The organism is Streptacidiphilus fuscans (genome assembly GCF_015690355.1).
In the GTDB taxonomy this organism is placed as follows: Bacteria; Actinomycetota; Actinomycetes; order Streptomycetales; family Streptomycetaceae; genus Streptacidiphilus; species Streptacidiphilus fuscans.
The window spans coordinates 75,581-94,715 of record NZ_JADPRT010000002.1 but is presented as its reverse complement, the minus strand read 5'-3'; the positions used below and the strand labels follow the sequence as shown (position 1 = coordinate 94,715).

Here is a 19,135-nt window from a genome sequence, read left to right as displayed (position 1 = left end):
GGCAGCGGACGCCCAGACGGGGTCCGCAGGTCCAACGGAGGCAGCGGGCGCTTCGGTGCAGGGCGTCTGATCACTCTCGTACCAGCCATCTCCCTCACCTCCCAAGTGACATGAGGCTGTGCAGGGCTTGTTCCCGTACCACCGCGCTTCAACCTCGATCACCCGATCTTGTGCCGCCGCTACCGAATGTGACGCGGCATCAGCGGCCACAGCGGGCGGCTCAACCGCCCCGGCCGGGCTCCACCAGCAGATACCTCACGCGACCGGCCCGGTAGAGCAGCGCGTCCCAACCCGCCCGCCCCAGCGCGTCGGCGGCCGCGCCCAGGTCCGCCTCCCCGGCGTCGACCGCCCGTTGCCCGCGCAGGTAGCGCCAGGTCACCCGCGTTCCACCCCGCTCCTCCGGTTCAACGACGGCACCGCCCTCGACGACCGCGTCACCGTCGACCGCGCAGATCGGAACACCGGCCGCCTCCAGGGCGAGCGCCACCGCGCGCACCGGCTGCGCCCGCTCCCACGGCGCCGGAAGTTCCGAGTGGTCGGGCTGGACCAGGCCCCGGATCCGGAGCAGCGACTCCCAGGCCTGGGCCACCTGCTGCGCCCGATCCTCCGTCACCGGCTCGGGCGGCTCGTGGCCGGTGCGGGCGGCGAACCCGGGGGCGCCCGTCATCGCAGGGTGTCCTCAGACGGGGCGAGCGGCGTCGTGGTCGCGGCCGTCCTGCGCCGCGGGCGGACGGCCGAGTCCCCACGTGCTCTTGAGGTCGGCCATCATCTGCCGCATCAGGGCGGGGACCTCGGATTCGGTCAGGTAGGTGTCGACGGCGGTGCTGGTCGTGCGCTTGGCGGACTCCACGAAGCGCCAGGTTCCGGAGTCGCCGAGCCACAGGTCGAACTCGTGGTCCGCGTGCGTGAAGCGGACGGTCGAGGTGCCGTCGACGGTGAGGACCTGGCCGCGCAGGCGGCGGGCCAGCTCCTCGTACGCGGGCGGCTGGGGCTTGTCGGGCACCTGGTAGTTGACGGCGAGCAGCGAGGCAAGCGGTGCGGCGAACGAGTCGCCGTCCGGTGTCTCGAAGGCGAAGGCCTGCGGCCACTCGGCCGGGCCGCCTCCGTCACCCGTGTCGAACTGCACGGCGTCGAGGCGGAAGGTGCCGTGCTCGACGGTGTGCCAGCCGTCGGCGAGTTGGACGGCCCGCACCTGGTCGCACCGGACGCGCATCATGCTCCTTCGTTCCGTCGGGCCTTCTTGGCGCGGGCGGTCTTCTCGGCCTTCGCGCGTTCCTCGGCCAGCCGCTGGACCTCGCGGGCCCGCTCCGCACGCTGGGCGAGCTCGATCTGATCGTCCGTCGGGGGGTCGGGTTCGGGCTCCCGCAGGGTGTAGGGGGCCGGGGTGTAGTCGGCGAAGTGCTTGACGACGTGCCTGCTGCGCTGGCCGCGCGGCATGCCGTGGGTGCGGCGGCGCTGGTCGCGCATCCCCTCCGCGACCTGTCCCGCGTACCTCGGCGACGCCGCCGGGGCGTCCAGGTGGTCCTCGCCGGTCATGTGGAAGACGCTGCCGCCCTTGCGGCACTGGGGGCAGGAGCCGGAGTCGTCGCGCAGCCAGCCGTCCTCGCAGTCCGCGGCGGGGCAGTCGCCCGGCACCAGCAGGTCCCACGCGATCTGGTCCGCCCGCTCCTGCAGTTCGGGGCCGGTCAGATTGGAGAAGCGGCCGAACCAGCGGCGCTCGATCCGGTCCCGCAGCTCGTCCGCGCTGCGGTACTGGAGCTGCTGGTCGATCAGCCGGAACACGTTGTGCGGCACGCCGCCGCGCTTGCCCAGCACCTCGCCCAGCGGACCGGGCATCCCCTGCACCACCCACGTCGCCGGGGACTGGCCGGGGCTTCGGAACCCCGTCACGAGCCACCCTCCCGACGCGGCGCCGCGTGCGCCTCCGGCCTGCTCGGCAGAGGCGTGGCCGACCTTCTCGTCACGCCCACGACTGCCTCCCACCACACCCCGCCAGACCTCACAGCCTACCTCCCCGCACACCGGTCACACCCGCACGGGCGCCGCGTGCCCGTCCGTCCCCGTCCGTCCCCGTCGGTCGCGTCGCCACCGGCTCCGCCCTGCGGTCAAGTGACCGGAGCGGACTCGCTGTTCGTGTGCTTCAGGACGGACACCAGCAGGGTGAGCACGACGCCAACCAGCGCCCACACGGTCAGCACCAGCCAGGGGAAGGTGGTCTTGGTGCCGTCGAAGTAGGCGAAGGAGCGGTTCAGCGACGTGCCCGCGCCGTTCGGGAGCCAGGGGCCGATGGCCCGCCAGAACGGCGGGAGCATCGGGGGCGCGAGGACTCCGCCCGCCGAAGGGTTGCCGAGGATGACGAAGATCAGGACCGCTCCCCCGATGCCGATGACCCCGAGGAAGCACTGCATCGCCATGGTGAACGCGCCCACGGCGAAGACCAGGAGCGAACCGACGCCCCACAGGGCGAGGATCCCCGCGGGCAGGGCGTTCAGCACCGGCCCGACGATGACCGCGCCGCCGAGGCCGGCCGCGATCGAGTAGAGCGCCAGCGTTCCCAGCCGGATCACCGCCCGGTGGCGGTTGGCCGGGCGCGCGCCCGCGCTGATGCCGAGGATGGACGCGACCAGGTAGCCGCCCACGCACCAGCCGACCGCCAGGTAGAAGGACGTCAGTCCGCCCTGGTCGCCCGAGGCGACCGGGACCACGTCCTTGATCGCCACGGTCCGGTGCTGCGCCGCGTCGACGGAGGTCACCACCTTCCCGATCGCCGTGGCCAGCGAGGAGCTCGCCGCCGAGGCGACCAGCAGAGTGTCCTGGGTGCCCGCCACGTTCGGGACGAAGGCGCTGTAGAGCTTCTGCTCCTTCATCAGCTGGACCGCGTCCGCCTGGCCCGCGACCGGCCTCGCGTCAAGCGGGCTGCCCGGCAGCGCGTTGAGCTGTGCCACCACCTGGGTCTGTACCGCGGGAGGACCGACCACACCGATCGACGCCTGGTGCGGGGTCGGATGGTGCAGTGCCCCCACGTAGCTGAGGATGAAGCCGAACTGGAGCAGCAGCACTCCCACGACCAGCAGCGCCGCTCGCGCGGTGACGGCGTCCCGAAGTTCGGCCGTGAACGCGCGCTCGTCCCTCGCCCTGCTCACTCTGCTGGCCACATTCCCTCCACATCACGACCAATGGCACAGAACGATTCTGTCTTCCCCTTCGACGAATCCTTTGGCGACGCGACCGTGCTCGGTCCGGGCAAAGCGCGCGAGGTGGCCCAGTCGCGACCTGCGGTCGCCCGCCGGCTGACCAGCTGACCGCGCGTCAAAGTGCTGGCCGCGTGGGCGCGGCGCTTGTCGTTTGTTCGCACCGAGATCACCCATGGGGGGCGCGAGACGTGGCAGGGATAGGTAAACATGTGGGCATGGCTGGAATCGCGATGCTGGACCCGTCCGACCCGACCGAGATCGGGCCCTATCAACTCGTCGGACGCCTCGGCGTCGGCGGGATGGGCCGCGTCTACCTCGGACGTTCGAAGGGCGGCCGGCTGGTCGCGGTGAAGGTGGTACGCCAGGACCTTGTCGACGAGCCCGGCTTCCGCGACCGGTTCATCCGCGAGGTCAACGCCGCGAGACTGGTCAACGCGCTGTACACGGCGGGTGTCGTCGACGCGGCCCACTCGGAGGACGACGCGGTCTGGATGGCGACCGCCTACGTTCCCGGCGTGACGCTCTCCGAAGGCGTCGCCACCCACGGACCGCTCGCCGCCCCCGCCGTGACCGCGCTCGGCGCGGGACTTGCCGAGGCTCTGGCCGCCATCCATGCCGTCGGCGTGTTCCACCGGGACCTCAAGCCTTCCAACGTCCTGCTGGCCACGGACGGACCCCGCGTCATCGACTTCGGCATCTCCGTCGTCACCGACGCGAGCGCCCTGACCGACACGGGCGCGCTGATCGGCACCCCCGGCTTCATGTCCCCGGAGCAGCTCACCGGCCAGCCGTTCGGGCCCGCCAGCGACGTGTTCTCCCTCGCGGCGGTGCTCGCCTACGCCGCCACCGGCCAGAGCCCTTTCGGTACCGGCCCGGCCCACTCGCTGATGTACCGGATCGTCCACGAGGAGCCCGACCTCACGGACGTCCCGGACCCGCTGCGCGGCCTCCTCGGCGACTGCCTGGCCAAGGAGCCGGCCCAACGTCCCACTGTGGCGGGCGTTCTGGAACAGCTCACCGCCCCCGGCCCCAGCACGGCGGCGGACCCGCGACTCGCCTTCGGCACCGGCTGGCTGCCCGCCGACATCGTGGAGACCATCCAACTGCGCGCAACACCGGTCCCGGTCACCCCTGACGGCCGGGTGGCTCCCCTTCCTCCCGTCGCGGCGGCGGACCATCCCGCGACGGCCCCCGCCCATCCCGGCCATCCCGGCCAGTACCCGGCAGGCCCGCTCCCGGGCCCGCGTCAAGCGGCACCGGTTCCCACTCCGGTTCCGCCTCAGCCCATGTTCGGTCAGCCCGCTCAGCCCGGTCAGTACGGTCAGCAACCGCCGATCACGGGCCGGCCCGCGCCCTGGGGTGGCGCGGCACGCCCGACGCCACGGCCGAGGTCGAGGGCGAACACCGCGGCGGCGGTGACCTCCGGCGTCCTGGCACTGGTCACCGCGGCCATGCTTGCCTGGTTCGCACTCTGCAACATCACGGGCGAGTCGACCACTTACTGGTCCTCCCTGGCTTGGGAGAACGTGCTCGGCGGCTTCGTCAGCGCCGCTTTGCTCGTGCCGTCAGCGGCGTTCACGTTCGCCCGCAGGCTCCCCGGCGCGTGGACACTGTGCGCGCAGTGCGTGGTGTACGTGGTGTCGATCTTCGTCATGAACCCCGTACTCCAGGGCACGGGCTTCGGTCCCCAGCTCGACTTCGTCCTCGGATTCCACCGGAGCAACGGGATCGCCATCGGGCTGGCGGCCATCTTCGGTCTCCTGACCGCGATCACGGCGGCGATCGCCGGCAGCGTGACGTCGCCGACCCCGGCTCGGCAGGGCTAGGGCCTGTGTGAGCACCACCCCGCGCGTCGTCACGAGCCCTACGACCAGGGCGCCATGCCCGTCGCCCGGCCGTCAGCGTCGCGCAGGATCTCGACCATCCCTTCGACGGCATCACGCGTGATGTGCCCGTACACGTGCGGGAACTGGGTGCCCGCCGCCACTCCCGGCGGCGGGGTCGGGTCTGCGGGCTCCCAGCGCACCACGGCGTCCAGCTTGTGCTCGTCGATCAGCAACGCCAGCAGCGGGCCCGGAGCGTCCCGGTAGTACGAGGAGGCCACGGCGAGAGTCGTCGCCTCGTCCGGCGAGCAGTGCACAAAGCCCTCCTCCCTCAGAGAGGCGGGGGCATACGGGCGGTCGGGATGAGCCAGCCACTCGTCCAACGGCACCACGTGGTAGATCACGGGCACGGTTATACCGCACCATGGCGCGTCGGTAACGGACCGCGCGCCGTCCCACCGTGGCCGAGGTGGGACGGCGGCGGGGCCGCGGCGGGGTGCGGGTCAGCCGCGGACCACGTTGGCGGCCTGCGGGCCCTTCGTGCCCTGCTCGACGTCGAAGGTCACCGTCTCGCCCTCGGTGAGCTCGCGGTAGCCTGTCGACTGGATCGCGGAGTAGTGGACGAAAACGTCCGCGCCGCCGTCCTGAGCGATGAAGCCGAAGCCCTTCTCGGCGTTGAACCACTTCACGACACCCTGAGCCATGCTTGTTCTCCCACCCCTTGGTCGGGTCGTGTCCTGGAACAGCCAGGTTCAGCGGTACCGCGGACAGCGAACTACGAGGGGCACGCTACCCAGCTGATCGCCCCGCTGAAACGCGTCGGTCAGTCCGGGAGCTCGCCGATCACCCCGACCGGCTCGCCCGCCGCATGCGGCTTCGCGAGAGGCGTCGCCAGCCGGCAGAGGTAGTGGGGTTCCGCGAACTCGCAGGTGTCGATCTGGACGACCTCGGTGTCCGGCGAACTGCCCACGCTGATCCACCAGCCCGCAGGGACCGGCTCCGTGATGACCAGAACCCGGGGCGCGTGGAATCGGGGGTCGTCCTCGTACTTCTCGGGGACCGGCTGGACGTCAGAGACGAGCGTGGGTGCCATTCCGACACGGTATGCCCCGACTTGGGCGGGGCTCGGATCCCACGCCGGGCGGCGCGCGAGGCAGGCGGGAGCCTCGAAGTCTCACGCTAAGCCTTAGCTTGAGGCTTGAGGCTTGAGGATCGACGCCCCGACGCGCCCCCGGGCCTCGGGCCGACCGGAAGGCACTCCGGCGCGGCCCGAGGCCCGAGGTTCAACGGCGGATCAATCAGATCCGTGACGCGGCCTCACTTGACGGGGGTGAGGTGCAGGATCATGTACTCGTACGTCTGGTCCGTCGGGGTCGGGTTGACGTAGGCGTTGGCCTGGGTGGGCCAGCCGGTGAAGTTGGCAGTGCTGAACTCGTACCAGGAGGCGCCGTAGAGCACCGGCACCGCGGGGACGTCGGTGGACAGCTGCTGCTGCAGGGTGTTGAGCGCCGACTGCTGCGCCGCCGGGGTGGTGGCGTCCTCGTAGGCTCGGACGGCCTGGTCGGCGGCGCTGCTCTGGTAGTGGCTGAAGTCGCCGGCCGAGGGCTGGCCGATGGGCGCGGACATGGTGGAGTCCAGCATGAACTGGAGCCGCTGGAAGGCCGTGGTGCCCTGGCCCCAGTGCAGTGCCACGTCGTACTTGCCGGTGGTGATGGCGGTGTTCCAGCCGTTGTAGTCCATGTCGCCATTGATCTGGACGTCGAAGCCCAGGCCGTTGAGGGTCTGCTGGATGGCCTTGGCGTCGCACCAGTAGTCGGTGAACGAGTTGGGGTCGATGATCGTGAAGGAGATCGTCTTCCCTGCCTTGGTCCACTTGCCTCCGGTCTTGGACCAGCCGTCCGCGGTCAGCAGGGACTGGACCGACGACGGGTCCGAGGCGGGCTTGAGGTCGTTCGCGGTGGCCGGGTCCAGGGAGGACTGGTCCAGTGGCAGGGTCAGCCCACCGGACGAGGAGGCGGGCAGCTCGTAGTTGGTCTCGCACTGGCTGGCCATGGAGGCGCGGTCCAGGCCCGCGCTGATGGCCTTGCGCACCGCGACGTCCGCGAGCGCGGGCGCGGTCGCGCTCTTGGTGTTCATCAGCAGCGCGACGGTGTTCCCGGCCGGGAAGTACGGCGCGGTGGACTGGAACAGGTGGTTGGTCTGCGGGTTCTTGGCGACGAACGAGGTCAGCACGTTGTTGATGTCGTTACCCGCCAGGTCCAGCTGCCCCTGGGCCAGTGCCGTGGTGGCGGCGTCGTTGCTGGCGTAGTTGGCGACCGCGACCTCGGGGACCTTGGGCTTGCCGTCCCAGTAGCCGGAGTTGGCCTTGTAGCTGACCTTCTGCGCGGTGAAGGCGTCGACGAGGTAGGGCCCGGTGCCGACCGCCTGCGCGGCGGGGATCACCGCGGTCGCCGGGTTGGAGACGGTGGACCACTGCGCCTTCGGCACGATCAGCTGGTTGCCGATCGCCTGGGCGCTCGCCATCTGCGGGGAGGCGAAGGAGAGCACCACCGTGTTGGCATCGGGCGTGGTGATCGAGGCGGCCTTCGGCACGCCCTGGGTGTTGGCGGCGGCGTTGGCGGTCACCAGCTGGTAGGTGAAGGCGACGTCGGCGGAGGTGAGGGCGGTGCCGTTGGTCCACTTCACGCCGGGGCGCAGGTGGATGGTCGCGGTCCGGCCGTCGGTCGACCAGGTGATGCTGTTCGCGAGCCACGGGGTGGGCGCCTGGCTCGGGTTGAGGGTGTTGTACTGCAGCAGCGGCTCGTAGATCAGCGAGTCCGTGTTCTGGGTCCGGCTGAAGGAGTTGCCGTCGAAGGGGTTGAAGTCCTCGGTGAAGGCGGTCGCGCCGGTGTTGTCCTCCAGGTAGAGGGTCTCGGCCGCGACGTTCCCGCTGCCGCCCGAACCGCCGCCCTTGGGAGAGGAGGAGCCGGAACAGGCCGTCAGGCTCATTCCCAGGGCCGTCAGGACAGCGATGCTGGTGATGGTGGTGCTGCGTCTCATTCTCGTACGCTCCTTCAGTCCTTGAGGTGGTTCGCGTCGTGCTGGGCGCCGTCGTTCTGGGCGCCTTCGCGCTGTGCGTTGTGTTCCGGGTCGAGCAGCCAGCACGCGGCGACCTGACGGCCCGTGCCGACGCCCGAGTCGATGGGGGTGATCGGGAGGGTGGGGGGTGCCTGCTCGGCGCAGACCGGCATCGCGAACGGGCACCGCGGGTGGAAGCGGCAGCCGGTGGGCGGGGAGACCAGGCTGGGCGGCGCGCCCCGTCCGCGCAGGACGGGCGGTGCGTCGCGTTCGGGGTCCGGAGCCGCGCTGAGCAGGAGCTGGGTGTAGGGGTGGGCCGGACGGTCGGTGACCTGGACCGCGTCGCCGGACTCGACGATCTGCCCCGCGTACATCACCACGATCGAGTCGGCGAGGTAGCGGGCCGAGGCGATGTCGTGGGTGACGTAGAGGATCGCCAACTGCTCGCGTTCGCGCAGCTCGTCCAGGAGGTTGAGGACGCCGAGGCGGATGGAGACGTCCAGCATGGAGACGGGTTCGTCGGCGAGCAGCACCTCCGGTTCGACGGCCAGGCCGCGGGCGATGGCGACGCGCTGGCGCTGTCCCCCGGACAGCTCGTGCGGGTACGCGTCGATGTAGTTCTCGGCCGGGGTGAGCGAGACGCGTTCGAGCAACTCGCGCACGCGCCGGTCGAGTTCCTCGCGGGAGAGACGCCGCCCGGCGTGGAGCTTGAGCGGGCGCTCCAGGTGGTAGCGGACGGTGTGGACGGAGTTGAGCGAGGAGAACGGGTCCTGCAGCACCAGATGGACGCGACTGGTGTAGGCACGCCGGGACTTGGCGTCGCCGCGGACCGGTTCGCCGTCGAGCAGCAGGTCGCCCGTGGTGGGGGTGATCAGTTGGGTGAGCAGGCGGGCCAGGGTGGACTTGCCGGAGCCGCTCTCGCCGACCACGGCGGTGACGGTGCCGCGGGGCAGATCGAGGTTGACGTCCTCGACGGCGTGGACGATGCCGGCGCCGCGGCCGAGGCTGCCGTGGACCTTGAAGTGCTTGGTGAGGTTGCGGGCCGCGAGGGCCGGTGTCCCCGGACGGTCGGGCCCGTGGACGACCGGAGGTGGACCGGCGGCGTCGAGGTCGGGGCTGGTGTCGGCGCTGGTGTTGGCGTCGGCGTCGGTGTTGGTGCTGGCGTCGGTGTTGGTCCCGGTGTCGGTCATCATCGGCTCCCGGGTATGAGGCGGGTGGGGAGCGGGAGCGCCAGGGCTTCGGGGGCGGGCTGCTGCCCGTCCTGGAGCCAGCAGGCGCTGACCCGGCTGGTCGACTGCGTCACGCCGCCCCCGCCCTGACTGTTCGTCAGATCACGTGCCGGGGTGGCCAACTGGGGGATGTCAGTCGCGCAGCGGTCCATCGCGAAGGGGCAGCGGGGGTGGAAGGCGCAGCCGCCCGGCATCGAGCGCAGGCTGGGCGGGGAGCCGGGGATGCCCTCCATGCGGACGCGTTCGCCGCGCAGGCTCGGGAAGGAGCCCTTGAGCCCGAGGCTGTACGGGTGGCGCGGGGCGCGGAACAGCTCGGCCGCGCCGGCGCGCTCCACGATCCGCCCCGCGTACATGACGGCGACGGTGTCGGCCAGCTCCAGCAGCAGGGAAAGGTCGTGGGTGATGAAGACGACCGCGAAGCCGAGGCGCTCGCGCAGCTGCATGAGCTCTTCTAGGATCTCGCGCTGCGTCACCACGTCCAGGGCGGTGGTCGGTTCGTCCATGATGACGACCTGCGGCTCCAGCGCCAGCGACATCGCGATCATCACGCGCTGCCGCATGCCGCCGGAGAGCTCGTGCGGGTAGCTGCGCAGCCGGTCGGCGCTGATGCCGACCATGCGCAGCAGCTCCACCGCGCGTTCGCGGCGCTCGGCGGCGCTCATCTGGCGGCGGTGCGCCTTGAGCACGTCGGTCAGTTGGGCGTCGATCCGGGCCACCGGGTTGAGCGCGTGCATCGCGCTCTGGAACACCACCGCCAGTTCGGACCAGCGGATCCGGCTCAGCTCCTTGGCGTCGGCGGCCAGGATGTCGACCGTTTCGGGCGGCGCGGCGTCGGCCCCCTGCGGACGGGAGTGGAAGAGCACCTGGCCGCCGGTGATCACTCCGGGCGCCCGCAGCAGCCGGGTGAGGGCGTAGGCGAGCGTCGACTTGCCCGAACCGCTCTCACCGGCCAGGCCGAGCACCTCGCCGCGGTGCAGCGACAGGTCGGCTCCGCTGACGGCGCGGACCGCGTCGGGGCCGAAGCCGTAGTCCACGTCCAGGCCGCGGACCTCCAGGACGACCTCGCGGCCGGTCGCCGCCCGGGGTGGGCTGATGGTCTGAGGCTGCGTCACGGTCGGGTTCCTTCCTCGGCGCGGACGACGGGGGTCAGGCCGAGCTGGAAGCGCGGTCCCCGGTTGCGCAGGCCACGACGGGTGCTGCGGGTACGCGGGTTGACGATCTCGTCGATGCCGAAGTTGAGCAGGGCCAGGGCGATGCCGACGAAGGCGATACACAGGGCCGGCGGCCCGTACCACCACCAGGTGCCACTGGTGGTCGCGCTGAACTGCTGGGCGGTGTTGAGCATGGTGCCCCAGGAGGCGTTGGTCGGGTTGATCAGACCGAGCCAGGCGAGGGAGGCGTAGGCCCCGATGCCGTAGATCACGGTGAAGATGAAGGAGGAGGCCAGGATCGGCAGCAGGTTGGGGAGGATCTCGAAGAGGATGATCCGGGACCGGCGCTCGCCGATGACCCGGGCGGACTCGACGTAGTCCTGGTTGCGCAGGGCCAGCGTCTGCGCCCGCAGCACGCGGGCACCCCAGGCCCAGGCGCTGAGCGCGATGACCGCGCCGATCAGCAGCGGGTTGCCGGTGTCGCTGTCCGGCAGCATCTTCATGATCACCATAAGGATCAGCAGGCCGGGGAGGGCCAGGAAGATGTTGGTGAGGATCGACAGCGCCTCGTCCGCCTTGCCGCCGAGATAGCCGGCGCTGACGCCGACCAGCACGGACAGCACGGTGGCCACGGTCCCTGCGACGAAGGCGATCAGCAGGGTGTCCCGGCCGCCCGCCAGCAACTGCGAGAACAGGTCGTGCTGTTGGACGTCGGTGCCGAGCCAGAACCGGGAGGACGGCGGGTGCGGGACGTTGTCCAGCGTGGACGCCTGCCAGTCGGGCGCGTGCGGGGCCACCATCGGTCCCAAGACCGCCAGCAGCACGAAGAAGAGCAGGATCAGTGAACCGATCGTCACCTTGGGCGAACGCAGCAGGAGAGATCGGCTGCCGCCGCCTGGGCGAGGTCGTCGAGATCGGAGTGCAGCAGACACGGCTCAGGCCACCCTTCTCGCGCGGGGGTCGAGCGCGACGTAGACGATGTCCGCGAGCAGGTTCGCGCCCAGCACGGTGAAGGTGACGACCAGCAGGATGCCCTGCATCACGGGGTAGTCGGCGGCCTGGGCGGCGTTGAAGATCTCGCGCCCGACACCTGCGTAGTTGAAGACAATCTCGGTGACGATCGACCCGGTGACCACCAGGCTGATCGACATGGCGAAGTTGGAGATGCTGGGCAGCAGCGCGTTGCGCGCCGCGACGGCGACCACGCGCCGACGGGGCAGGCCCTTGGCGGCGGCGACCAGGACGTAGTCCTCGTCCATGGTCGTGATCATCATGTTGCGCATCCCGATGATCCACCCGGCGACGGAGGCCAGCGCCACCGTGGCGGCGGGCAGGGCTCCGTGTTCGATCACGTTGCCGATGAACGGCAGGTTCCAGCCGGGCGTCACGGTGGCGTAGCGGCCGGTGTCGTAGGCGCCGCCGGTCGGCAGGACGCCCCAGTAGAAGCCGACGGTCAGCATCAGCAGCGACGCGAGGATGAAGTACGGGACCGCCTGGAAGAACGTCGCGGCCGGCAGCAGCGAGTCCAGCAGGCCGCTGCGCCGCCACCCGGCCAGGACGCCGATGAACGTGCCGACCAGGAAGGCGATCACGGTGGCCGAGCCGACCAGGCCGATGGTCCAGGGCAGGTCGTTGGCCAGCACGGTGGAGACCGGTGCGGACAGCGAGCTGGAGACGCCCAGGTCACCGTGGGCCAGGTTGCCCAGATAGGTCAGGTACTGCCCGGCGAGGCTCTGGTGGCCTCCTCCGTACTGGGCTTCCAGTGCCTGGAGCTGGGCCTGGGTCAGCGAGGCGGTGTTCATCTTCGCCAGGAAGTTCTGCAGGGCGCTGCCCGGGACCATCCGGGGGATGAAGAAGTTCAGGGTGATCGCGGCGAAGGCGGCGATCAGGTAGAACCAGAGCCTGCGCAGGAGTGCTCTCATACCGGTCTCCCCTTTCCGGCGAAGCGACGCCGGCCGGTCGTGGCGGGGGACGGCGAGCAGCCACGGCTCTCGGGATGCGCTGTAGTGATCATGGAGTGCGGGACCTCGAAGGCTCGCGCGCCGATCTCCCGGACCGGCTCGGCTTTGACAAGTGAATCCATGGGAACCCCCGGGGGTATCCGAGGAAATGCAAGATCAGCGGGCGCTTGCACTTCGGGAAGACGAGACGAAGGCCCGCTTGGGGCGTTCTGAGGGCGTGCGCAGCGCGAGGCTACGACGCTGTGAAGGTCATTCGGCGGGGGTCGTCACCAGGCGCGCTCGCCACCAGAAGATGAATGGTGAGCACACTGAAAGTGAATCCTGCCCTGCGACTCGACCAGGTGCAACAACTTCGAACAACCGATTCCGCATCGGTTTCTCGTCAGTTCGTCGGCCGCGGTATCGCGCCCCGGCGTGCCGTCTCGCCGTACCAGTGGGCGCTCGACTTAGGAGTGCGGCGCTGGGTGGCGTAGTCGACGTAGACCATGCCGAATCGCTTGGAGTAGCCGTAGGACCACTCGAAGTTATCCAACAGCGACCACAGGAAGTAGCCGCGGATGTCGATCCCCGCCGCCAGCGCCCGGTGGACGGCCGCGAGGTGCTCGTTCAGGTACGCCACCCGCTCCGGGTCGTGCACCTTCCCCTCGGGGTCGGGGTAGTCGTCGCAGGCCATGCCGTTCTCGGTGACCAGCACCGCGAGGTCGGGCCGCTCCCGGTGCACCCGGGCGAGCAGCTCGAACAGACCGTCGGCGTCGATCGGCCAGCCCATGGCACTCACCGGGCCGAGCGGCTGGTGGAAGGAGACCTCCTCCGAACCCGGCCAGGGCGAGCCGTGGCCCGTCCCGTGCAGGGCGCTGTTGCCCGGCCCGTCGGCGCCGACCCAGGTCGGGTTGTAGTAGTTGATGCCGATCTCGTCGATCGGGGCGTGGGCCGCCTCGGTGTCGCCGGGACGGACCAGCGTCTCCCAGTCGACCAGGTGGCCGGTGTCGGCGAGCAGGTCCGCGTCGTAACGGCCGTGGAGCATGGGGCCGGTGAAGATCCGGTTGCCCACCGCGTCGATCCGGCGCACCGCCTCGGCGTCCGCCGCGCTGTCGGTCAACGGGCGGATCTGGTGCAGGTTGAGGCTGACCGACAACCGGGCCCCGGGAACCTGCGCGCGGACCGCGGCGACCGCCCGGCCGTGGCCGAGGTTCAGGTGGTGCGCCGCACGCAGCGCATCCCCCGGGTCGGTCCGGCCCGGCGCGTGCACGCCTGATCCGTAGCCGAGGAAGGCCGAGCACCACGGTTCGTTCAGGGTCGTCCAGTGCGTGACCCGGTCGCCCAGCGCCCCGGCGGCAAGCTCCGCGTAGGCGCCGAACCGCTCGGCCGTCTCGCGCAGCGGCCAGCCGCCCGCGTCCTCCAGCTCCTGCGGCAGGTCCCAGTGGTAGAGCGTGGCGACCGGGGTGATCCCGGCTTCCAGCAGGGTGTCCACCAGTCGGCGGTAGAAGTCGAGGCCGCGTTCGACCGCGGGACCGCGACCGGTCGGCTGGACCCGGGGCCACGCGATCGAGAAGCGGTAGGCCGAGAGCCCGAGGTCGCGCATCAGCGCCACGTCGTCCGCGAAGCGGTGGTAGTGGTCCGCCGCCACCGCGCCGGTGTCGCCGTGGTGCACCTTGCCGGGCGTGGCGGAGAAGGTGTCCCAGATCGAGGGCGTGCGCCCGTCCACGGCCGCCGCGCCCTCGATCTGGTAGGCCGAGGTCGCCGCGCCCCACAGGAATCCGGGCGGGAAGTGCAGCATCCCGTCCGCGGCGGGCGAGGTCCGCGTCTCGGGCGGGACGCCGGGCGGATGGTAGGACGGCGGGGCACCGGTGAAGGTCATCTCAGCAGACTCCCGGGTCGGGTGGCGGGACGGGTGGTGGGACAGGCGGTGGGACGGTCTCAGGACGGATCGGAGGTCTCCGCACGCGTCCCTGAACCACCGGGACGCAGCGCTTGGGAGCGCTCCCATATCCGTCGATGCCGGAAGCGTGAGCCCTGGCACCTGCTGGTGTCAAGGGTCTGGCAAGGACTCGTCGGCCGAATTGGGAGCGTTCCCAAATCTGGTCGGGATGACGCTAGGGTGGGGCCACCGCGCCAGGCAGTGCGCGGGCCCCGGACCCGCCACAGCTGGGCGAGGGGAACGAGAGGAGCGCCATGAGCACCACGTCCGCCGACCGCGGCGCGGGCCGGCCCACGCTGGACGCAGTCGCCGCACGCGCCGGTGTCGGCCGGGGCACGGTCTCCCGTGTTGTCAACGGCGCCTCCGGGGTCAGCCCCCGGGCGCGGGAGGCGGTCGAGCGGGCCATCGCCGAGCTGGGCTACGTGCCCAACCGCGCCGCCCGCTCCCTGGTCACCAGCCGCGCCGACGCCATCGCGCTGATCATCCCGGAGACCGAGACCCGGCTCGCCTCCGAGCCGTTCTTCGGCTCGGTCATCCGCGGCGTGGCCGCCGAACTCTCGGACACCGACATGCAGTTGCTGCTGATCCTGGTCAGCACCGAACGCGAGCGCCGCCGCCTGGCCGGCTTCCTCGACGGACGGCGCGTCGACGGGGCGCTCCTGGTCTCCGTGCACGCCGACGACCCGGTGGTCGAACTGCTCGAACAGTCCGGCCTGCCGACCGTGCTCGGCGGCCGTCGCTTTGAGCTGGAGCCGCTGAGCTACGTCAACCCGGACAACCTCGGCGGCGCGTGGTCGGCAGTGCGGCACCTGCTGGGCCGGGGGCGGCAGCGGGTGGCGACGATCACCGGGCCGCTCGACATGGAGACGTCCTGCGTCCGCCTGGAGGGCTACCGGCGTGCGCTCGCCGAGGCCGACGTCGCGGCCCTGGACACCCTGATCGCCCACGGCGACTTCTCCGAGGACTCCGGCGAACAGGCGATGGCCCAGCTGCTCGAGCGCGAGCCGGACCTGGACGCGGTCTTCTGCGCCTCCGACCTGATGGCGGCGGGCGCGATGCGCACCCTGCGCCGGGCGGGCCGCCGGATCCCGGCCGACGTCGCGGTGGTCGGCTTCGACGACTCCCCCGTCGCCCGCCACACCGAACCGCCGATGACCTCGGTACGCCAGCCCACCGAGGAGATGGGCCGGGAGATGGCGCGGCTGCTGCTGGAGGAGATCGCCTCCCCCGGCCGCAGCCACCGGCAGGTCATTCTCTCCACCGAGCTGGTGGTCCGCGAGTCTGCCTGACGCACCATCACATCCTGACGCTCCGTCAACTCTGCCCGGCCTGGCCCTCGCGGGCGCGGCGCGACGACGACCGTCGTCGTGGTCGTGCCGCGCCCGCGAAGGTGCGCAGGTCAGGTCGCGTCAGGCCCGTTCCAGAGCCGTCGTCAGCGACCGCAGGTGGTGCATGAGTGCGAGCAGCACGTCACGGCTGGACTCCCGGCTGCGCGCGTCACAGCTCACTATCGGGACGGCCAGCGGCAGGTCGAGCGCGGCGCGCAGGTCCTCGACCGGGTAGCCGGGTGACTCGGGGAAGTCGTTGACCGCGACCACGAACGGCACGCCGCGTTCCTCAAGGCGCCCGATCACGTCGAAGCTCACCTCGATGCGCCGAGTGTCGACCAGGACGACTGCCCCCAGCGCCCCCTCGAACAGCCCGCCCCACAGGAACCAGAAGCGTTCCTGACCCGGTGTGCCGAACAGGTACAGCACCAACTGCTCGTTGATGCTGATCCGGCCGAAGTCCATGGCCACGGTCGTGGCCGTCTTGGTGCGGACGCCGCCGGGGTCGTCGATGCCCACCCCGGCCTGGGTCATCGTCTCCTCGGTGGTCAGCGGCCGGATCTCGCTGACCGCGCCGACGAGGGTGGTCTTGCCCACGCCGAAGCCGCCGACCACGACCACCTTCACGGCGGCCGCCGTGGTCTCCGGCAGCAGGTCCTCGTCGCGGGGCCGGGCGGGGCCTCGGGCACTCTCGTGGCCGAAGTCCCCGCCCTCAGAGCCTCTGTAGTCCATTGATCACTGCCTCGAGCAATTCACGGTCGGGAAGGGCGGCTATCGGAACCGGTCCGCGCACCTGGACGCCGCCGCGGTCGGCCAGGTCCGAGAGGAGAACCGTGATGACGCTCACCGGCAGGCGCAGGTACGCGGAGATCTCCGCCACGGACAGCGGGGTGTGGCACAGGCGCAGGATCTGGGCCTGTTCCGGCGGAGTCATCGGATCCGGGGCGGTCAGGGCGACGACGAGCGAGACGAGGTCTATCGACCTTCGGCTCGTCGACGCCGTCCGACCCCCGGTGATCACGTACAGCCGCTCCGGCGACTCCTCGTCCGGTCGGTCCGGACCGGGAGTCCCGCCGCGGCGCTGGTCACTCATCCAGTCGGCCCGTCGACGCGCGCCGGTGCCGTCAGGTGCTCGCCGATTCTGGCGACCAGGTCACGCATCCGCTGTCCCATCAGACCGGCGTCGACGCCCTCCTCCGCCAAGACCGCGAGGTAGGCGCGGGGGCCGGCCGCCATCAGGTAGAAGAAGCCGCCCGCCATCTCGATCACCACCATCCGCATCCGGCCGTCGCCCTGCGGGAGTTCGGCGGCGACCGCGCGGGCGAGGCTCTGCAGCCCGGCGCAGGCCGCCGCGAGCCGGTCGGCGGTGTCGGTGTCGGTGCCGTACTGTGCCATCCGCAGCCCGTCGGCGGAGAGCACCACCACGTGCCTGGTCTGCGGGACGCTCTCGGCGAGGTCGCGGAGCAGCCAGTCCATGTTCGTGCGCTGAGAAATCATCAGTGGTCACCTCGCTCGCCCGAGCCCGTGCTGTCCTCGCTGCCGTTCGCCTGCGGGTCGCTGACCCCGCTCTGGAAAGCGGCGAGCCACAGGCCGGGCTGGACACCCTGCTGCTCGTACGACGTCTCGCTCCGGCCGCCCGGCGAGCCCGGTCCCGATCCCGAAACCGCCGGTTCCCCGGTCTGCTCCGGCACGACGACCCGCTTCCCGGCCAGGTCGGGGCGCAGGCTGCGGCGGCGGCGCTGGGGCAGCCCCGCGACCCGCGGCTCCGTCGCGCCCGACGGGTCCTCGCCGAACTCCGTACCGCCGAAGTCCCTGCCGCCGAAGTCCCTGCCGCCGGATTCGGCGTGACCGAACTCCGCGCCGCCGAACTCCGCGCTCCCGAAGCCCGGGCTCCCGAACTCCAAGCTCCTGAAGCCCGTTTGACCGAACTCGCCGTCGCCGTTGGCGGATCCGAAGGACACCGGTTCGGGCCGCGGCGCCTCGACCGTCGGGCCGGAGAGCGCCGCCGCGACGGCGTCGTAGTTCACCGCCGCGGCAGGCTGCCGTACGCCCGAGCGATGCCGCTCGTTGCTGCCGACCACGCGCGGGCCGGACGCCACGCCGATGCCGTGGGCCATGCCGGTGCCCGGCGCGGTGGTGATCAGCTCCCGCGGGACGACGAGCACGGCGCGCACGCCGCCGTAGGCGGAGGGACGCAGCGAGACCTGGAACCCGTTGGCCCGGGCGAGCCGGCCGACCACGGCCAGGCCCAGCCGTGGCGTCTCCCCCAGGTCGTTCAGGTCGATCCCGGCCTGCGCCTCGCGCAGCATCCGCTCGGCCCGCGCGCGGCCCTCCTCGCTGAGGCTCAGGCCGCCGTCCTCGATCTCGACGGCGATGCCGCTCTGCACCTCCACCGCCGTCAGATGGACGCGGGTGTGCGGCGGGGAGTACCGGGTGGCGTTGTCGAGCAGCTCGGCGAGCGCGTGGATCAGGGGCTCGACGGCCGGTCCGATCACGGCGACCTCGGACACGGGGTGGAGCTCGACCCGCTGGTAGTCCAGGATGCGCGACATCGCGCCGCGCAGCACGCTGTAGAGCGGCACCGAACGGCCCCACTGACGGCCGGGCCGCGCGCCACCCAGGACCGCGATGGAGTCGGCGAGTCGACCGACCAGCGCGTTGCCGTGGTCGAGCCGGAGCAGGTCGTCGAAGACGGCCGGGTCCTCACCGTGCCGGTCCTCCATCGCCCGCAGGTCCTGCGCCTGCCGGTGCACGATGGCCTGGACGCGCCGGGCGATGTTGACGAAGGCGCGCTGCGCGGACTCACGCAGCGTCTCCTCGGCGTCGACCGCCTCCAGCACCGTCCGCAGCGCCGCCTCGGCGGCGGCCTGGAGCTCCGGCGCGACGGTGCCGTCGGGTGCGGCCGACTCCGTCAGGATGTCCTCGATGAAGTCGCCGCGCTGGATGCGCTCGACGCCGCGCGGCAGCACCTCGTCGGCCAGGTGCAGGAGTTGCGCCTCCTGCGCGGTCATCCGGCCGTGCAGGAAGTGCTCCCGCTCCTGCCGCTGCCTGGTCAGCTCGGCCAGCGCACGTCCGCGGCGGGCGGCCTCGAACGAGAGTCCGGCGGTCACGAGGGTGGCCACCAGCCCGCAGACCACGACCGCCCACCTCCCGTCGGCCGGCACCGCTATCAGCGCGCCGAGCCAGGTGACCACCACGGCCACCGTGGGCAGCATCCAGGGGCCTTGGGAGGAGTGACTCGGGGAGCGTCCATCGCCGGGGGGAGAACCAGCACGAACCATGAGGGTCCTTGGGAATCGGGGACTGACGAAAGCTTCGGTGGTGAGGGTGGTGAAGAAGGTGGTGAAGGCCGTCGACCTCGGGCGCGCGGCGTGTGGACGCACCCGAGGGAGCCGTCCGGGCCCGCTGAAACCGACGCGGCCTGCCGTGCAGCATAGTGCGCTTCGCCGGTGACATGTTCCGGATGGAATCTCT

At 71.3% G+C, this 19,135-nt stretch carries 19 protein-coding genes; 2 read left to right on the top strand and 17 right to left on the bottom strand.

Annotated elements, in window-relative coordinates; all coding sequences use genetic code 11:
- Positions 1-220: 220 nt before the first annotated feature.
- The 4 genes from I2501_RS04040 to I2501_RS04025 all read right to left on the bottom strand — a co-directional run bounded on the left by I2501_RS04040 (position 221) and on the right by I2501_RS04025 (position 3,143).
- Entirely contained in the window at positions 221-667 is a 447-nt protein-coding gene (locus I2501_RS04040) for a hypothetical protein (protein WP_215909263.1), read from the bottom strand.
- A gap of 12 nt (positions 668-679) precedes the next feature.
- Positions 680-1,216 carry a hypothetical protein gene (locus I2501_RS04035; RefSeq protein ID WP_196192424.1) on the bottom strand — a complete coding sequence of 179 codons (537 nt, stop codon included), beginning with the start codon at positions 1,214-1,216 and terminating at the stop codon, positions 680-682.
- Positions 1,213-1,890 carry a hypothetical protein gene (locus I2501_RS04030; RefSeq protein WP_196192423.1) on the bottom strand — a complete coding sequence of 226 codons (678 nt, stop codon included), beginning with the start codon at positions 1,888-1,890 and terminating at the stop codon, positions 1,213-1,215. Before I2501_RS04030 ends, I2501_RS04035 begins: the two co-directional genes overlap by 4 nt.
- Before the next feature lie 215 nt (positions 1,891-2,105).
- Entirely contained in the window at positions 2,106-3,143 is a 1,038-nt protein-coding gene (locus I2501_RS04025) for an ABC-2 transporter permease (RefSeq protein WP_196192422.1), read from the bottom strand.
- Positions 3,144-3,409: 266 nt separating this feature from the next.
- Here I2501_RS04025 and I2501_RS04020 point away from each other — a divergent pair, with 266 nt between their 5' ends.
- Positions 3,410-5,020, top strand: coding sequence for a serine/threonine-protein kinase (locus I2501_RS04020; RefSeq protein ID WP_236045859.1), 1,611 nt, complete (start codon positions 3,410-3,412; stop codon positions 5,018-5,020).
- Between the two features lie 38 nt (positions 5,021-5,058).
- On the opposite strand, the gene I2501_RS04015 is transcribed toward I2501_RS04020, so the two are convergent.
- The 9 genes from I2501_RS04015 to I2501_RS03980 all read right to left on the bottom strand — a co-directional run bounded on the left by I2501_RS04015 (position 5,059) and on the right by I2501_RS03980 (position 14,273).
- Positions 5,059-5,421, bottom strand: a complete 363-nt coding sequence (locus tag I2501_RS04015; protein WP_196192421.1) for a DUF952 domain-containing protein — start codon at positions 5,419-5,421, stop codon at positions 5,059-5,061.
- A gap of 99 nt (positions 5,422-5,520) precedes the next feature.
- Complete coding sequence (locus I2501_RS04010; RefSeq protein ID WP_196192420.1) at positions 5,521-5,721, bottom strand: cold-shock protein; 201 nt, start codon at positions 5,719-5,721, stop codon at positions 5,521-5,523.
- 119 nt (positions 5,722-5,840) lie between these two features.
- Complete coding sequence (locus I2501_RS04005) at positions 5,841-6,110, bottom strand: hypothetical protein (RefSeq protein WP_196192419.1); 270 nt, start codon at positions 6,108-6,110, stop codon at positions 5,841-5,843.
- Positions 6,111-6,334: 224 nt separating this feature from the next.
- Positions 6,335-8,056 (bottom strand): ABC transporter substrate-binding protein, encoded by a 1,722-nt coding sequence (locus tag I2501_RS04000; RefSeq protein WP_196192418.1) that lies wholly within the window; start codon positions 8,054-8,056, stop codon positions 6,335-6,337.
- A gap of 14 nt (positions 8,057-8,070) precedes the next feature.
- Complete coding sequence (locus I2501_RS03995) at positions 8,071-9,267, bottom strand: ABC transporter ATP-binding protein (protein WP_236045857.1); 1,197 nt, start codon at positions 9,265-9,267, stop codon at positions 8,071-8,073.
- Positions 9,264-10,415, bottom strand: a complete 1,152-nt coding sequence (locus tag I2501_RS03990) for an ABC transporter ATP-binding protein (protein WP_328806187.1) — start codon at positions 10,413-10,415, stop codon at positions 9,264-9,266. Before I2501_RS03990 ends, I2501_RS03995 begins: the two co-directional genes overlap by 4 nt.
- Positions 10,412-11,311 carry an ABC transporter permease gene (locus tag I2501_RS39000; RefSeq protein WP_408022702.1) on the bottom strand — a complete coding sequence of 300 codons (900 nt, stop codon included), beginning with the start codon at positions 11,309-11,311 and terminating at the stop codon, positions 10,412-10,414. The genes I2501_RS03990 and I2501_RS39000 overlap by 4 nt, the downstream gene beginning before the upstream one ends.
- Before the next feature lie 78 nt (positions 11,312-11,389).
- A complete protein-coding gene (locus I2501_RS03985; RefSeq protein WP_196192416.1) occupies positions 11,390-12,376 on the bottom strand; it encodes an ABC transporter permease in 987 nt (328 codons plus the stop codon).
- A gap of 421 nt (positions 12,377-12,797) precedes the next feature.
- Complete coding sequence (locus I2501_RS03980) at positions 12,798-14,273, bottom strand: GH1 family beta-glucosidase (RefSeq protein ID WP_196192415.1); 1,476 nt, start codon at positions 14,271-14,273, stop codon at positions 12,798-12,800.
- Between the two features lie 314 nt (positions 14,274-14,587).
- Here I2501_RS03980 and I2501_RS03975 point away from each other — a divergent pair, with 314 nt between their 5' ends.
- Entirely contained in the window at positions 14,588-15,622 is a 1,035-nt protein-coding gene (locus I2501_RS03975) for a LacI family DNA-binding transcriptional regulator (protein WP_196192414.1), read from the top strand.
- Positions 15,623-15,742: 120 nt separating this feature from the next.
- On the opposite strand, the gene I2501_RS03970 is transcribed toward I2501_RS03975, so the two are convergent.
- From I2501_RS03970 to I2501_RS38995, 4 genes are read right to left on the bottom strand one after another with little or no spacing between them, the layout of a single operon-like run.
- Positions 15,743-16,393, bottom strand: a complete 651-nt coding sequence (locus I2501_RS03970) for a GTP-binding protein (protein WP_196192413.1) — start codon at positions 16,391-16,393, stop codon at positions 15,743-15,745.
- The gene (locus I2501_RS03965) at positions 16,374-16,754 is read right to left on the bottom strand and encodes a DUF742 domain-containing protein (protein ID WP_196192412.1); all 381 of its coding nucleotides are present in this window, start codon (positions 16,752-16,754) and stop codon (positions 16,374-16,376) included. The genes I2501_RS03970 and I2501_RS03965 overlap by 20 nt, the downstream gene beginning before the upstream one ends.
- Positions 16,751-17,158, bottom strand: a complete 408-nt coding sequence (locus I2501_RS03960; protein WP_196192411.1) for a roadblock/LC7 domain-containing protein — start codon at positions 17,156-17,158, stop codon at positions 16,751-16,753. Before I2501_RS03960 ends, I2501_RS03965 begins: the two co-directional genes overlap by 4 nt.
- Entirely contained in the window at positions 17,158-18,876 is a 1,719-nt protein-coding gene (locus I2501_RS38995; RefSeq protein WP_236045855.1) for an ATP-binding protein, read from the bottom strand. Before I2501_RS38995 ends, I2501_RS03960 begins: the two co-directional genes overlap by 1 nt.
- Between the last annotated feature and the right edge of the window lie 259 nt (positions 18,877-19,135).